Genomic DNA, 14,121 nt, shown 5'->3' with positions numbered 1-14,121 from the left:
AAATCACTCGCCACGCTGTGCTTTTCATCGGTGAGCGTGATGCAGGGTGTGGACAACCGCGACTCCGAACGACGAAAAATGCTGTGCTTCCGAAGGGTGAGCGTCGGCGACCGATTGCGGGTGAGGCTTGCCTGGTATGGACTTCCGGGAGTCGAGCGCGCGTCGCGCGGGAATTCGAGGCGCCGCGCATTCTAACGGCACGCGTGGATCGGCGATACATCCGGGCGTGTATCGCGGTGTGGATATTTCGCAGCCGAATTCACTCGCAGCGCTGTGTATTTCAATGGTGAGCGTCGGTGGCCGATCGAGCGGCGTGCCCGTTCGTGATCTTCGGCATCGCTTCGAGCGGTTGCGCATTCTAACCGCACACGCGATCGCGCGTTCCGTTCGAGCCCGTGCACCGAGGCGGATAGCCGGTCGCCGAAGCCAGTCGACCTGCTGTGTATTTCAGCGGTGAGGGGCGCGTGCGTGCGGCTCGGCCGCGTCTGCGCGAATCCGGAGCCACGGGGCGCAGCGTGGTTGCGGGGCGGCTGATCGCGCCGAAGTGCCGCCTTCGTGCGACAGGGCGCTCACGCTCACCGTTGAATTTCACAGCGTCTCGACTGCTCTCGGGTTGGGTTGTCCACACTCGAATCGGTGCCCTGGTTCGATCGTCGTGCCGTCGCTCACCATTGAAATTCACAGTGTTGAGAGTTGTTGCGGATCGGGCGATCCACACCCGATTCGGCACCCTTGTTCGAGCGCGGACCTTCGCTCACCATTGAAATTCACAGTGTTCAGAGTCGTCGCGGATCGGGCTGTCCACACCAGAATCGGCACCCTCGTTCGAGTCCGTACCATCACTCACCGTCGAAATTCACAGGGCTTTGAGTGTCCGCGGGTGGCGATATGCACACCCATACCGGCGTCTCGCTCGACTGCCCAACGGCGCGCACGAAGGCCGCACGGCCATGTGGATATCCTGCCGCCGAATCGACTCACGGCCCTGTGCATCCGGACGCTGAGCGCGAACGTCGCAGCGGCCACGCAGCGATCCAGCGGTGTGGATATCTCCTGCCGGCATCGACTCGTCGCGCTGTGAATTTCGACGGTGAGCGTCGGCGTCCGCATGAACGGCGGACAGATCGAGGTGTGGACATCCGGCGCACGACGCGACTCGAAACCCTGTGCGATCGAACGGTGAGCGCGATCGCCCGCTCGGCCGGCAGCCCCGGCATTGTGGACATCCCGCGCCCGCAATCACTCCGAACGCTGTGCATTCCATCGGTGAGCACGCCGCCGCTTCCCCGCCGAAACCTTGTCGCACGGGCCCCGAGCACCCGCCGCCGTACCAGCGGCCGACGTCCCGCTCGTCACCCGCGATGTCGAGGCAAGCGCCCACCCATCTCGCCCATCCCGCCCAACCGCCGCCCACCACCCCGCGCGAAAATTCTCTCAATTCCCTCCCGAAACCTACGCGGTTTTTCTCACTTCGGGGCTGGCCGAGCAAGATGAGAAAAAACTTTCTCGTCTCCCCGCGAAAAAATAGAGCCATCCAGCCGCCTCCGGCCGGCGTCGCCCGACGCGCCGGTGCGCAGCCCAGAACAGCACAATCAGGAGACACCCCCCATGACCGCCCGCCTGCCCGTCGACGGCACGCCCTCCCTGTCCGACTACCGCCTCACCGACAACCTGACCGCGACGCGCGGCCGGATCTTCCTGACCGGCACGCAGGCGCTGGTCCGCCTGCTGCTGATGCAGCGCACCGTCGACGCCGAACAGGGCCTGAACACGGCCGGCTTCGTCAGCGGCTACCGCGGGTCGCCGCTCGGGATGGTCGACCAGCAGCTGTGGAAGGCGAAGAAACTGCTCGACGCCGGCGGCGTGCGCTTCCTGCCCGCGATCAACGAGGAACTCGGCGGCACGGCGGTGCTCGGCACGCAGCGCGTGGAAGCCGATCCCGAACGCACGGTCGAAGGCGTGTATGCGATGTGGTACGGCAAGGGCCCGGGCGTCGATCGCGCGGGCGACGCGCTGAAGCACGGCAACGCGTACGGTTCGTCGCCGCACGGCGGCGTGCTCGTCGTCGCGGGCGACGACCACGGTTGCGTGTCGTCGTCGATGCCGCACCAGAGCGACTTCGCGATGATCGCGTGGCACATGCCGGTCGTGAATCCGGCGAACATCGCCGACATGCTCGAATTCGGCCTGTACGGCTGGGCGCTGTCGCGCTATTCGGGCGCGTGGGTCGGCTTCAAGGCGATCTCGGAAACGGTCGAGTCGGGCTCCACCGTCGACCTCGACGCGCTGCAGACGCGCTGGCCGGCGCCGGAAGGCTTCACGCCGCCGGCCGGCGGCCTGCACAACCGCTGGCCCGACCTGCCGAGCCTGACGATCGAGGCGCGGCTCGCCGCGAAGCTCGACGCGGTGCGCCATTTCGCGCGCGCCAACAGCATCGACAAGTGGATCGCACCGAGCGCACAGGCGAACGTCGGTATCGTCACCTGCGGCAAGGCGCACCTCGACCTGATGGAAGCGCTGCGCCGCCTCGACCTGACGGTGGCCGACCTCGACGCGGCCGGCGTGCGGATCTACAAGGTCGGCCTGTCGTATCCGCTCGAGATGACGCGCATCGAGACCTTCGTCGACGGGCTCGCCGAAGTGCTCGTGATCGAGGAGAAAGGCCCGGTCATCGAGCAGCAGATCAAGGACTACCTGTACAACCGCACGGAAGGCGCGCGCCCGCGCGTGCTCGGCAAGCACGATGCGGCCGGCGCCTGCCTGCTGTCCGAGCTCGGCGAACTGCGCCCGTCGCGCATCCTGCCGGTGTTCGCCGAGTGGCTCGCGCGGCACAAGCCGGCGCTCGACCGCCGCGAACGCGTCGTCGATCTCGTCGCGCCGCAGATCCTGTCGAACGAGGCCGACGCGGTGAAGCGCACGCCGTATTTCTGCTCGGGCTGCCCGCACAACACGTCGACGAAGGTGCCGGAAGGCTCGATCGCGCAGGCGGGCATCGGCTGCCACTTCATGGCGTCCTGGATGGAGCGCGACACGACCGGGCTGATCCAGATGGGCGGCGAGGGCGTCGACTGGGCCGCGCATGCGATGTTCACCAACACGAAGCACGTGTTCCAGAACCTCGGCGACGGCACCTACTTCCACTCGGGCATCCTCGCGATCCGCCAGGCGGTGGCCGCGAAAGCGAACATCACGTACAAGATCCTCTACAACGACGCGGTCGCGATGACGGGCGGCCAGCCGGTCGACGGCAGCATCTCGGTGCCGCAGATCGCGCGGCAGGTCGAGGCGGAAGGCGTGTCGCGCTTCGTCGTCGTGTCCGACGAACCGGAGAAGTACGACGGCCATCACGGCCAGTTCCCGACCGGCACGACGTTCCATCACCGCAGCGAACTCGACACCGTGCAGCGCGAGCTGCGCGAGACGCCGGGCGTCACCGTGCTGATCTACGACCAGACCTGCGCGGCCGAGAAGCGCCGCCGCCGCAAGAAAGGCGAATTCCCCGACCCGGACAAGCGCCTGTTCATCAACGACGCGGTGTGCGAAGGCTGCGGCGACTGCGGCGTGCAGTCGAACTGCCTGTCGGTCGAGCCGCTCGAGACGCCGCTCGGCCGCAAGCGCCGCATCGACCAGTCGTCGTGCAACAAGGACTACTCGTGCGTGAACGGCTTCTGCCCGAGCTTCGTGACGCTCGAAGGCGCGGCGCTGAAGAAGGCGGCCGGTGCCGCGTTCGACGAAGCGGCGCTCGCCGCGCGCGTCGATGCGCTGCCGGTGCCGGCCACGCATCTCGACGCGGCGCCGTTCGACATGCTCGTGACGGGCGTCGGCGGCACCGGCGTCGTGACGGTGGGCGCGCTGATCAGCATGGCCGCGCACCTCGAAGGCAAGAGCGCGTCGGTGCTCGACTTCATGGGCTTCGCGCAGAAGGGCGGCTCGGTGCTGTCGTTCGTGCGGATCGCGTCGAGCGACCGGTGGCTGAACCAGGTGCGCATCGACACGCAGCAGGCCGACGTGCTGCTCGCGTGCGATATGGTCGTCGGCGCCAGCGCCGAGGCGCTGCAGACGGTGCGCCACGAGCGCACGCGCATCGTCGTCAACACGCACCGGATCCCGAACGCGTCGTTCGTGCAGAACCCCGATGCGAACCTGCACGCGGATGCGCTGCTCGAAAAGATGCATCACGCGGCCGGCGACGGCTACCTGTCGAGCTGCGATGCGCAGGCGCTCGCCGCGAAGTTCCTCGGCGACTCGATCGGCGCGAACATCCTGATGCTCGGCTACGCGTGGCAGCTCGGCCTCGTGCCGGTGTCGCTCGCGGCGATGATGCGCGCGATCGAGCTGAACAACGTCGCGGTGCCGATGAACAAGCTCGCGTTCTCGATCGGCCGGATGGCGGCCGGCGACGCGGCGGGCCTCGACGCGTTGTGGAACGCGCGGCACGCGGTGGCCGTGCATGCTGCACCGGAGACGCTCGCCGAGCTGATCGCCGATCGCGAAGCGCGTCTGAACGCATACGGCGGCGCGCGCTACGTCGAGCGCTACCGGGTGCTCGTGAACGCGGCGCGCGCGAAGGGCGACGACGCGCTGACACGCGCGGTCGCGACGACGTTCTACCGGCTGCTCGCGGTGAAGGACGAATACGAGGTCGCGCGGCTGTACACGGACGACGCGTTCCGCACGGCGCTCGAAGCGCAGTTCGAAGGCGTGCCGGGGCAGGCCTACCGCGTGAAGTTCAACCTGGCGCCGCCGACGGTCGCGAAGGCCGGCCGCGACGGCAGCGTGCCGAAAAAGCGCGTGTTCGGCCAGTGGATGTGGCCGGTGTTCGGCGTGCTCGCGCGCGTGCGCAGCCTGCGCGGCACGTGGCTCGATCCGTTCGGCCGCACCGTCGAGCGGAAGATGGAGCGCGCGCTCGCCGACGACTACGAAACGACGATCACGCGTGCGTTCGCCGCGATGACGGCCGGCAATGCCGCGCAGGTCGTGCAACTGGCCGACCTGCACGCCCGCGTGCGCGGCTTCGGTCACGTGAAGGTGCGCAACCTGGCCGGCGTGAAGCGCGCGGAGCGCGAACTCGCGCTGCAGCTCGGCATCGACGCGGCGACGAGCGCGGCCGTGCAGCACGCACTCGACGAGATGAAGGGCGCGGGGATGCTGAAGGGGATTCCGGTCGTCGTCGCGAAGTAACGCACGCGCGGGCGGATGTGAAAACGGCGACGCAGGTGCGTCGCCGTTTTTCATTGGAGCGGCCGCTGCGGCCGCGGCCGGGCCGTCAGAGAATGCCTTTCTTGCGCGTGGACAGTGCGGTTTCGGACAGGTCGATCTCGCGAAGCAGCTTGGTCAGCGTCTCGTCGGAAATCCTGCTCTCGCTGCGCAGCCGGTACAGCGCGGAGCGTTCCGCGCGCACGGCCGCGATCCGCATCTGCAGTTCCATCGTTTCGGTCTGCTTCGCTTCCGCGCGCGGCGTGGGGCCGTCCTCGGCGAGGGTCGCGAGGCGGCGGCGGTACTGGTCCATCACGCGCGCGGAGATGTCCGCGCAGCGCGCGGCGCCCGATTCGTCGAGATCGGCCGAGATCGCGTCGTGCGACGAATCGATCGCGCGGATCGCGGCCTGGGCCGCGGCCGCGCGCGCCGCGCGTTCCTCGTCGCCGAGCGTGTTGCGCGACGAGCGCACGCCGCGCAGCAGCAGCGGCAGGCCGATCACCGCGACGACGAGCGAGCCGAGGATCACCGCCGACGCGACGAAGATCGCCGTGTCGCGCCCCGGCAGCGGCACGCCGTCGGACAGCGCGACCGGAATCGACAGCACGCCGGCGAGCGTGACCGCGCCGCGCACGCCGCCGACCGTCATCACCGCGATCGTGCGGATGCCGGCCATCGTGCCCGCGAGGCCGTGGCGCGCGGCGCGACGGCTCGCGAACCAGCGCAGCAGCCAGACCCACAGGAAGCGGATCGCATACAGCGCGAGCATCATCGCGCACACGTTGAAGATCATCCGGCCGACGAGCGCGTCGCTCGTGTGATGCGCGTCGACGAGCGTGCGGCCGATGATGTGCGGCAACTGCAGCCCGAGCATGATGAACACCATGCCGTTGAACACGAACTCGATCATCGCCCACGTGCTCTCGGCGCGCACGCGCGACGCGACGGTGCTTTTGCGCGAGAAGCTCGTGTAGTTCATCATCATCCCGGCCGACACGGCCGCCAGCACGCCCGACAGGTCGAGGTGCTCGGCGAACAGGTAGGCCGCGAACGGCACGAGCAGCGTCATCACGATGCCGGGCGCCGGGTCGCCTTCCTGCTCGGCGTTCAGGAAGCGCGTGGACAGCGTGCTGAACACCCACGCCACGATCGCGCCCGTCGCGAGCCCGCCGGCCGCGACGATCACGAACGTGACCGACGCGTCGCGCAGCGAGAACATGCCCGTCAGCGCGGCCGCGATCGCGAATTTCAGCGCGACGAGGCCCGACGCGTCGTTCATCAGCGCCTCGCCCTCGAGGATGTGCATCAGTTGCGGCGGGATCCGGCCCTTGCCGGCGATGCCCGACAGCGCGACCGCGTCGGTGGGCGACAGCACGGCCGCGAGCGCGAACGCGATCGGCAGCGGCAACTCGGGTATCAGCCAGTGCGCGAAGTAGCCCACTGCGAGTACCGTCATGAACACGAGCCCGAACGCGAGCATCAGGATCGCGCGGCGCTGCAGGTACAGCTCGCGCTTCGGAATCCGCCAGCCGTCCGCGAACAGCAGCGGCGGAATGAACAGCAGCATGAAGATTTCGGGATCGAACGTGACGTGCAGGTTGAACTTCGGCCACGCGAGGATCGCGCCGAACGCGATCTGCATCAGCGGCAACGGCAGTTGGAACGGCAGGATGCGCGTGACGGCGCCGGACAGCGCGACGGTCAGCAGCAAAATCAGGACGGTGAAGACGATTTCCATCGATACGGCGAATACGGGGAATGAAACGATCGTACGGAGTGTAGCGTGACAGCGTGACGGGTGCGTTCGAGCGGCCGGTGCGCGCGCACGAAAATGGTGCGCGCGACGTGCGCCACGCCGGTGCGGCAGCCCGGTGCGTCCGCGCGGCGCATGGGTCTTCGGTACCTTGCACGGAGCTTGCTTGATGTTGGCCAGCCGTCCGGCGTCGACCGGGCAACCGAGGGTCCAACCATGACATTGCGCACGCCGTTCGCTTCGCCGGACGCCGCGTTCGAAGGCACTACCAGGAGGAAGGCATGACGATCGTGCAACAGGAGCGTCCGGCCGCCGCGTCGCCGTACCGGTTCGAGCGGGAAGTGAGCTCCGGCTTCGAACGTCTGGCGACGCAGCACCGCGATCTGACGCTCACCACCGTGTTCCAGCCGATTTTCAGCCTGTCGCACCAGCGTGCGGTGGGCTACGAGGCGCTGCTGCGCGCGCACGATGCGCTCGATCGCCCTGTGTCGCCGCTCGACGTGTTCGGCGAAGCCGCGCGCCAGGGCGAACTGCTGCAGCTCGACCGGCTCGCGCAGGCGCTGCATCTGGAGAACTTCACGCTGCTCGGGGCCGAGCGCGAATGGCTGTTCCTCAACGTGCATCCGGGCGTACTCACCGACCCGTTCCAGGCGGCCGCGCTGCTCGCGAACCTGAAGCGGCTCGGCATGCCGCCGCGCCGGGTCGTGCTCGAGGTGCTCGAACAGCGCGCGGAAGACGTCGAGCGGCTGGCCGAGGCCGTGCGCGAATTCCGCACGCACGGTTTCCTGATCGCGCTCGACGATTTCGGCGCGGGGCACTCGAACATCGAGCGGATCTGGCAACTGAACCCGGACATCGTGAAGCTCGACCGGATCATGCTGTCGCACGCGGCGCACCGCACCGGGCTCACCGCGATCCTGCACGGGCTCGTGACGCTGCTGCACGAGGCCGGCAAGCTCGTGCTCGTCGAGGGCATCGAGACCGAGCACGAGGCGCAGATCGCGCTGTCGTGCGAGGCCGATTTCGTGCAGGGCTACTACTTCGGCCGGCCGGCGCCGGGGCTGCCCGACAGTGAGGCCGCGACGGGCTGTATCGGTGAACTGACCGAGCGTTACCGGCAGCAGACCGAGGCGCGCGAGCGGCGCGACGCGCAGCGGCTCGCGCCGTACCTGCGCGCGTTCGAACGCGCGGCCGAGCGCCTCGCGGCCGGCGAGCCGCTCGACGAGGTGTGCTGGAACTTCCTCGCGCTCGACGCGGCCGCACGCTGCTTCCTGCTCGACGCGCACGGCCGTCAGTCGGGCCGCAACGTCGTGCTGCGCGCCGACCGCGCGCTCGCCGAGGCGCGCTTCTCACCGCTGGCGGATGCGCAGGGCGCGAACTGGCTGCGCCGGCCGTATTTCCGCTCGGCGATCGCCGAGCCGGGGCGCGTGCAGGTCACGCGGCCGTACCTGTCGATCAACGAGGCGCAGCCGTGCGTGACGTTGTCGGTGGCCGTGCGTGTCGGCGATGCGCAGCGCGTGCTGTGCGGCGACATCGACTGGGACGACGACGAAGCCGGCGCCGGCTGAACGCCGGATGCACCGAAGGCGGCGAGCGGCCGGCTGCCAGTGCGACCGCCGGCGCGACTGACCGCGCGGTGGCCGGCACGCTGGCGTCCGTCACGCGGCTCGGCTAGGATGCGCGAATTGTCCAGACGATTCGCGGGTCGCCCATGAACCGAAACGCCGCTTCCTCCGTACTCCTCGAAGTGATCGCCACGACCGTCGGCGATGCGAAGGCCGCCGCCCGTGCGGGCGCCGACCGCCTCGAACTCGTGACCGCGATCACCGAAGGCGGGCTGACGCCGAGCGTCGGCCTGATCGAAGCCGTCGTGGCCGCCGTGCCGATTCCCGTCAACGTGATCGTGCGCCCGCACAGCCGGTCGTTCGTCTACGACGCCGACGATCTGCGCGTGATCGAGCGCGACGTGCGCGCGGCCGTCGCGGCCGGTGCGAACGGCGTCGTGTTCGGCGCGCTCGATGCGCACGGCGACGTCGATCTCGGCGCGCTGGCCCGCATCGCGGCCGCGGCCGACGGCCGCGCGCTCACGTTCCACCGCGCGTTCGACGTGTCGCGCGACCTCAACGCCGCGTTCGACGCGCTGCTGCGCGTGCCGGCCGTCACGTCGGTGCTGACGTCGGGCGGCCATCCGTCGGTGCTCGACGCGGTCGCGACGATCACGCGGCTCGTGCGGCAGGCGGCGGGCTCGACGTGCACGGTGCTGGCGGGCTCCGGGCTCACGATCGACGCGGTCGGCGATTTCGTCCGCGCGACCGGCGTGCGCGCCGTGCATTTCGGCTCGGGCGTGCGCCCGCGCGGCGAGGTGCTCGCGCCCGTCGACGAAGCGCGCGTCGAGCGTGTGCGCGCGGCGCTCGACGGCGCGGCATCGCACGTGTGACGCGCGCGATCAAGTAACGGCAGGACACCGTGGGCGCGCAACGCGCGCACAAAAAAGCCGGGACGCATCCCGGCTTCTCGATGAGGCGGACGAATCCGCCGGGCGCTGCGCTTACGCGTTCGCCGACATCGCGTCCGCGTCGCTCGCGCGGATGCCGAGGCGCTCGAACAGCGCGCGATCCTTCTGCGTCTGCGGGTTGCTCGTCGTCAGCAACTGGTCGCCGTAGAACATCGAGTTCGCGCCGGCGAGGAAGCACATCGCCTGCAAGCCGTCGTCGAGCTGCTCGCGGCCGGCCGACAGGCGCACGACGGCCTTCGGCATCGTGATGCGCGCAACGGCGATCGTGCGCACGAACTCGAACGGGTCGAGCGGTGCGGTGCCTTCGAGCGGCGTGCCCTCGATCGCGACGAGGTTGTTGATCGGCACCGAATCCGGATACGGGTTCAGGTTCGCGAGCTGCGAGATCAGGCCCGCGCGTTCGCGGCGCGATTCGCCCATCCCGATGATGCCGCCGCAGCACACGTTGATGCCCGCGTCGCGCACGCGATCGAGCGTGTCGAGGCGATCCTGGTAGGTGCGCGTCGAGATCACCTGGCCGTAGAACTCCGGCGACGTGTCGAGGTTGTGGTTGTAGTAGTCGAGGCCCGCGTTCGCGAGTTCCTGCGCCTGCTCGTCTTCCAGCATGCCGAGCGTCATGCAGGTTTCGAGGCCGAGTTCCTTCACGCCGCGCACCATCTCGGTCAGCGCGGGCATGTGGCGCTCCTTCGGGTTGCGCCACGCGGCGCCCATGCAGAAGCGGCTCGCGCCGTTCGCCTTCGCCGCGCGCGCGGCGTCGAGCACCGCGTCGACGTCCATCAGCTTCTCGGCCTTCAGGCCCGTGTCGTGGTGCGACGACTGCGAACAGTAGCCGCAATCTTCCTCGCAGCCGCCCGTCTTGATCGACAGCAGCGTCGACAGCTGTACCGCGTTCGCGTCGAAGTGCTCACGGTGCACCTGCTGCGCGCGGAAGATCAGGTCGTTGAACGGCAGCTCGAACAGCGCGACGACGTCGGCGACGCGCCAGCGCGGCGCGGCCGGAGCGGCCACGGGAATCGCGTCGGGTTGCACGGTGGCGGCAGTCTGGGCTTGGGTCATATCGTTTTCCTGTCCTGGTCGGGGATGAGGGGATCGGGAGATCGGTTTCGGTGGGGTCAAGGCTGCGCGGCGCGCAGCGTCTCGACGAGCGCGGCGACGTCGAGCATCGCCGCGGCGGATTCGGGGGCGGCCGGGCTCATGTGCGGAATGCGGCCGAGCAGCGGTGCGCCGTGCTCGCGGGCGAGCCAGTCGCGCATCGTCGCGACGTTCTCGTCGGGGAACGACATCGCCGGGTCGACGTGATTCGCGACCCAGCCCGCGAGCGTGAGGCCGCGCGCGGCAATGGCGTCGGCGGTGAGCAGCGCGTGGTTGATGCAGCCGAGCCGCACGCCGACCACGAGCACGACCGGCACGCCGAGCGCGACCGCGAGATCGGCCATGTCCTGCGTGTCGTTCAGCGGGACGCGAAAGCCGCCGGCGCCTTCGACGACGACCACGTCCGCGCGCGTCAGCGCTTCGCGATGGCACGCGGCGATCGTGTCGATGTCGAGCGTCACGCCTTCCCGGGCGGCGACGATATGCGGCGCGGCCGGTGCTTTCAGCAGGAACGGCGTGCGCAGCTCGGGCGGCAGCACGACGTTCGCGGCCGCGTCGAGCTGGTCGGCGTCCTCGTTGCGCCACACGCCGTCGCGTTCATACGCGCCGGCCGCGACGGGCTTCAGCGCGGCTGCGCGCAGGCCGTGCCGCGCGAAGCCGTGCAGCATCGCGGCCGATACGAAGGTCTTGCCGATTTCGGTGTCGGTGCCGGTGACGAACAGCGAGAGCGGGGCGGTCATGCTGCGGCCTCCCGCGGGGCCGTTTCGAGCGCGACGTCGGCGCCTTCGCTGGCTTCGATCAGCGCGGCTTCGAGCCGCGCGAGATCGTCGAACGAATGCGCGGCCGACAGCGACACGCGCAGCCGCGACGTGCCGACGGGCACCGTCGGCGGCCGGATCGCGGGCACCCACAGGCCGTGAGCGTCGAGCGCGCGCATCGCCTTGAGCGTCGCGTCGTTGCTGCCGATCACGAGCGGCTGCACGGCCGTGTGCGAATCGACCGGCTGCCAGCGCGTATTGCGCAGCAGCGTGCGCGTGCGTTCGATCAGCGCGGCGAGATGCGCGCGCCGCGCGTCGCCTTCGTCGCCCGCGATCACCTTCAGGCTGGCCGAGACCGCGTGCGCGACGGCCGGCGGCGCGGCCGTCGTGAAGATGTAGCTGCGTGCGCGCTGGATCATCCATTCGATTACGGTCTCGTGCGCGATCACGAATGCGCCTGCGACGCCGGCCGCCTTGCCGAGCGTGCCGACGTACACGAGATGCGGCGAACGCAGCGCGGCGGCCGCGAGCGCGCCGCGGCCCTGCGGGCCGAGCACGCCGAAGCCGTGCGCATCGTCGACGACGAGCCACGCGCCGTGGCGTTCGGCCAGCGCGACGAGCTTGGCCAGCGGCGCGATGTCGCCGTCCATGCTGAACACGGTGTCGCTGACGATCAGTTTCGTTTCGGCATCCGATGCATCGAGCAGCGCGGCGAGCGCAACCGTATCCGCATGCGGATAGACCTGCACGTTCGCGCGCGACAGCCGCATCCCGTCGATCAGCGACGCGTGGTTCAGCGCGTCGGAAAAGATCGTTGCGCCTTTGCCGGTGAGCGTGGTCATCGCGGCGAGGTTCGCCATGTAGCCGGTGCTGAAGTACAGCGCGCGCGGCGCGTCGCAGAAGCCGCCCGAGAAGGCCGCGAGGTCGTCCTCGAGCGTCGCGTGCGCGCGCGAATGGCCGCCGAGCAGGTGCGAGCCGCCGCTGCCGGAGCCGTAGCGCTGCGCGCCTTCGGCGAACGCGGCGACGAGCGCCGGATGCGCGGCGAGGCCCAGATAGTCGTTGCTCGCGAAGCCGACGATCTCGCGGCCGTCGACGGTCATGCGCGCATCGCACGCGGTATCGGCGGTGCGGCGTACGCGGCGCAGCCCTTGCGCGTCGAGATCGGCGAGGCCGCGTTGCAGCGTATCGAGCAGCGGGTGCGTCGCGGCGTCCCGCCGGGCCGTCCCTGCGGAAGCGGCGGCCCCGTCGGGGAGCCGCGAACGAAGCGTGTGTGCGGGCGGTCGTGTCATCGGCCGATTTCCTCCAGCGTGGCGTCGAGCGTGTCGCGCGTGCGTTGCGCGAGCCACGCGATGTCGTCGTCGCTCATCACGTACGGCGGCATCAGGTACACGGTCGTGCCGATCGGGCGCAGCAGCAGCTCGCGTTCCAGCGAGCGTTCGAAGAAGCGCCGCGAGAAGCCGCGCGCCGCGTCGCCGTCGAGCGCGACGTCGAATGCGAACAGCGTGCCGCGTTCGCGCAGATGGCGCACCTGCGGGTGCGCGCCGAGCGGCGCGAGCGCCGCGCGCAGCGTCGCCGATTTGCTGGCGTTGCTCGCGAGCACGTCGTCGCGCGCGAACAGGTCGAGCGTCTCGACCGCCGCGCGGCACGCGAGCGGGTTGCCGGTGTACGAATGCGAGTGCAGGAAGCCGCGCGTCGTGTCGTCGTCGTAGAACGCGGCGAACACGTCGTCGCGCGTGAGCACGAGCGACAGCGGCAGGTAGCCGCCGCTGATGCCTTTCGACAGGCACAGGAAATCGGGCCAGACGCCGGCTTGCTCGCACGCGAAGAAGGTGCCGGTGCGGCCGCAGCCGACCGCGATCTCGTCGGCGATCAGGTGTACGCCGAATTCGTCGCACAGTGCGCGCAGCCCGCGCACGTATGACGGATCGTGCATCGCCATGCCGGCCGCGCACTGCACGAGCGGCTCGACGATCAGCGCGGCGATCCGGTCGCCGCGTTCGGCGAACAGGCGGCGCACGTCCGCGAGCGCGCGGCCGGCGACGTCGGCGGCCGTTTCGCCCGGCAGCGCGCCGCGCGCATCGGGCGACGCGACGACGTGCGCATGGCGGATCAGCGGGTCGTACGCGTCCTTGAACAGCGCAACGTCGGTCACGCCGAGCGCGCCGATCGTTTCGCCGTGATAGCCGTTCGCGACGCAGACGAATTCCTGCTTGTTCGCGCGGCCGCGGTTGCGCCACGTGTGGAAGCTCATCTTCAGCGCGATCTCGACGGCCGACGCGCCGTCCGACGCGAAGAACGCATGGCCGAGCGTGCGCGCGGTGAGCGCATGCAGCCGTTCGCCGAGCTCGATCGCGGGCTCGTGCGTGCAGCCGGCGAGCATCGCGTGCTCGAGCGTGTCGAGCTGCGCTTTCAGCGCCGCGTTGATGTCCGGGTTCGCATGGCCGAACAGGTTGACCCACCACGAGCTGATCGCGTCGAAGTAGCGGCGGCCGTCACGGTCGTACAGCCACACGCCCGCGCCACGCGCGACGGGGATGAGCGGCAGGCGCTCGTGGTGCTTCATCTGGGTGCAGGGATGCCAGACCGCGCGCAGGCTGCGCGCGACCCAGTCGTCGGTGGCTGGCGTACTCAAGGCGACTCCGGGGGACAAAACGGCCGCGCGGCATCGAAGGGATGCCGCGCGGCGGGACACGAAACGCGCTGAGATTAGCGTGTTCCGCGACCCGTTGCACTACCGGTTACAAACGCCGCAAAGCCTTGCTGGGCGGGAGTTCGGCGCAGATCGGGACGGCTCGGAACGGTACGGT

The 14,121-nt window shown here is 69.6% G+C and carries 8 protein-coding genes; 3 read left to right on the top strand and 5 right to left on the bottom strand.

All coding sequences use genetic code 11. From position 1 onward, the window contains the following. Nucleotides 1–1,608 precede the first annotated feature (1,608 nt). Nucleotides 1,609–5,181, top strand: coding sequence for an indolepyruvate ferredoxin oxidoreductase family protein (locus tag WJ16_RS14965; RefSeq protein ID WP_069257713.1), 3,573 nt, complete (start codon nt 1,609–1,611; stop codon nt 5,179–5,181). Between the two features lie 85 nt (nt 5,182–5,266). Here the strand turns inward: WJ16_RS14965 and WJ16_RS14960 are convergent, their stop codons facing one another. Further along, a complete protein-coding gene (locus WJ16_RS14960; RefSeq protein ID WP_069257712.1) occupies nt 5,267–6,934 on the bottom strand; it encodes a Na+/H+ antiporter in 1,668 nt (555 codons plus the stop codon). A 296-nt stretch (nt 6,935–7,230) separates the two neighbouring features. Here WJ16_RS14960 and WJ16_RS14955 point away from each other — a divergent pair, with 296 nt between their 5' ends. Both WJ16_RS14955 and WJ16_RS14950 read left to right on the top strand, forming a co-directional pair. After that, nucleotides 7,231–8,517: a sensor domain-containing phosphodiesterase gene (locus WJ16_RS14955; RefSeq protein ID WP_069257711.1), complete on the top strand. Its 1,287-nt coding sequence runs from the start codon at nt 7,231–7,233 to the stop codon at nt 8,515–8,517. A gap of 143 nt (nt 8,518–8,660) precedes the next feature. Next, nucleotides 8,661–9,386 carry a copper homeostasis protein CutC gene (locus WJ16_RS14950; RefSeq protein ID WP_069257710.1) on the top strand — a complete coding sequence of 242 codons (726 nt, stop codon included), beginning with the start codon at nt 8,661–8,663 and terminating at the stop codon, nt 9,384–9,386. A gap of 111 nt (nt 9,387–9,497) precedes the next feature. Here WJ16_RS14950 and bioB read toward each other — a convergent pair whose 3' ends face one another. From bioB to bioA, 4 genes are read right to left on the bottom strand one after another with little or no spacing between them, the layout of a single operon-like run. Beyond that, the gene (bioB, locus tag WJ16_RS14945) at nt 9,498–10,520 is read right to left on the bottom strand and encodes a biotin synthase BioB (RefSeq protein WP_069257709.1); all 1,023 of its coding nucleotides are present in this window, start codon (nt 10,518–10,520) and stop codon (nt 9,498–9,500) included. A gap of 56 nt (nt 10,521–10,576) precedes the next feature. Further along, nucleotides 10,577–11,296, bottom strand: coding sequence for a dethiobiotin synthase (bioD, locus tag WJ16_RS14940; protein ID WP_069257708.1), 720 nt, complete (start codon nt 11,294–11,296; stop codon nt 10,577–10,579). Further along, nucleotides 11,293–12,603 carry an 8-amino-7-oxononanoate synthase gene (bioF, locus tag WJ16_RS14935; RefSeq protein WP_236858157.1) on the bottom strand — a complete coding sequence of 437 codons (1,311 nt, stop codon included), beginning with the start codon at nt 12,601–12,603 and terminating at the stop codon, nt 11,293–11,295. The genes bioD and bioF overlap by 4 nt, the downstream gene beginning before the upstream one ends. Then, a complete protein-coding gene (gene bioA, locus WJ16_RS14930) occupies nt 12,600–13,946 on the bottom strand; it encodes an adenosylmethionine--8-amino-7-oxononanoate transaminase (RefSeq protein ID WP_069257707.1) in 1,347 nt (448 codons plus the stop codon). Before bioA ends, bioF begins: the two co-directional genes overlap by 4 nt. Between the last annotated feature and the right edge of the window lie 175 nt (nt 13,947–14,121).

This window comes from Burkholderia metallica (genome assembly GCF_001718555.1).
GTDB lineage: Bacteria > Pseudomonadota > Gammaproteobacteria > Burkholderiales > Burkholderiaceae > Burkholderia > Burkholderia metallica.
Note: the sequence above shows the minus strand (reverse complement) of the source record. Positions and strands in the feature narration are given on the sequence as shown.

Coding starts and splice junctions, on each gene's coding strand:
- bioF (WP_236858157.1), bottom strand. CDS start 12,603: ATGACACGACCGCCCGCACACACGCTTCGTTCGCGGCTCCCCGACGGG.
- bioD (WP_069257708.1), bottom strand. CDS start 11,296: ATGACCGCCCCGCTCTCGCTGTTCGTCACCGGCACCGACACCGAAATC.
- bioB (WP_069257709.1), bottom strand. CDS start 10,520: ATGACCCAAGCCCAGACTGCCGCCACCGTGCAACCCGACGCGATTCCC.
- WJ16_RS14955 (WP_069257711.1), top strand. CDS start 7,231: ATGACGATCGTGCAACAGGAGCGTCCGGCCGCCGCGTCGCCGTACCGG.
- WJ16_RS14965 (WP_069257713.1), top strand. CDS start 1,609: ATGACCGCCCGCCTGCCCGTCGACGGCACGCCCTCCCTGTCCGACTAC.
- WJ16_RS14960 (WP_069257712.1), bottom strand. CDS start 6,934: ATGGAAATCGTCTTCACCGTCCTGATTTTGCTGCTGACCGTCGCGCTG.
- WJ16_RS14950 (WP_069257710.1), top strand. CDS start 8,661: ATGAACCGAAACGCCGCTTCCTCCGTACTCCTCGAAGTGATCGCCACG.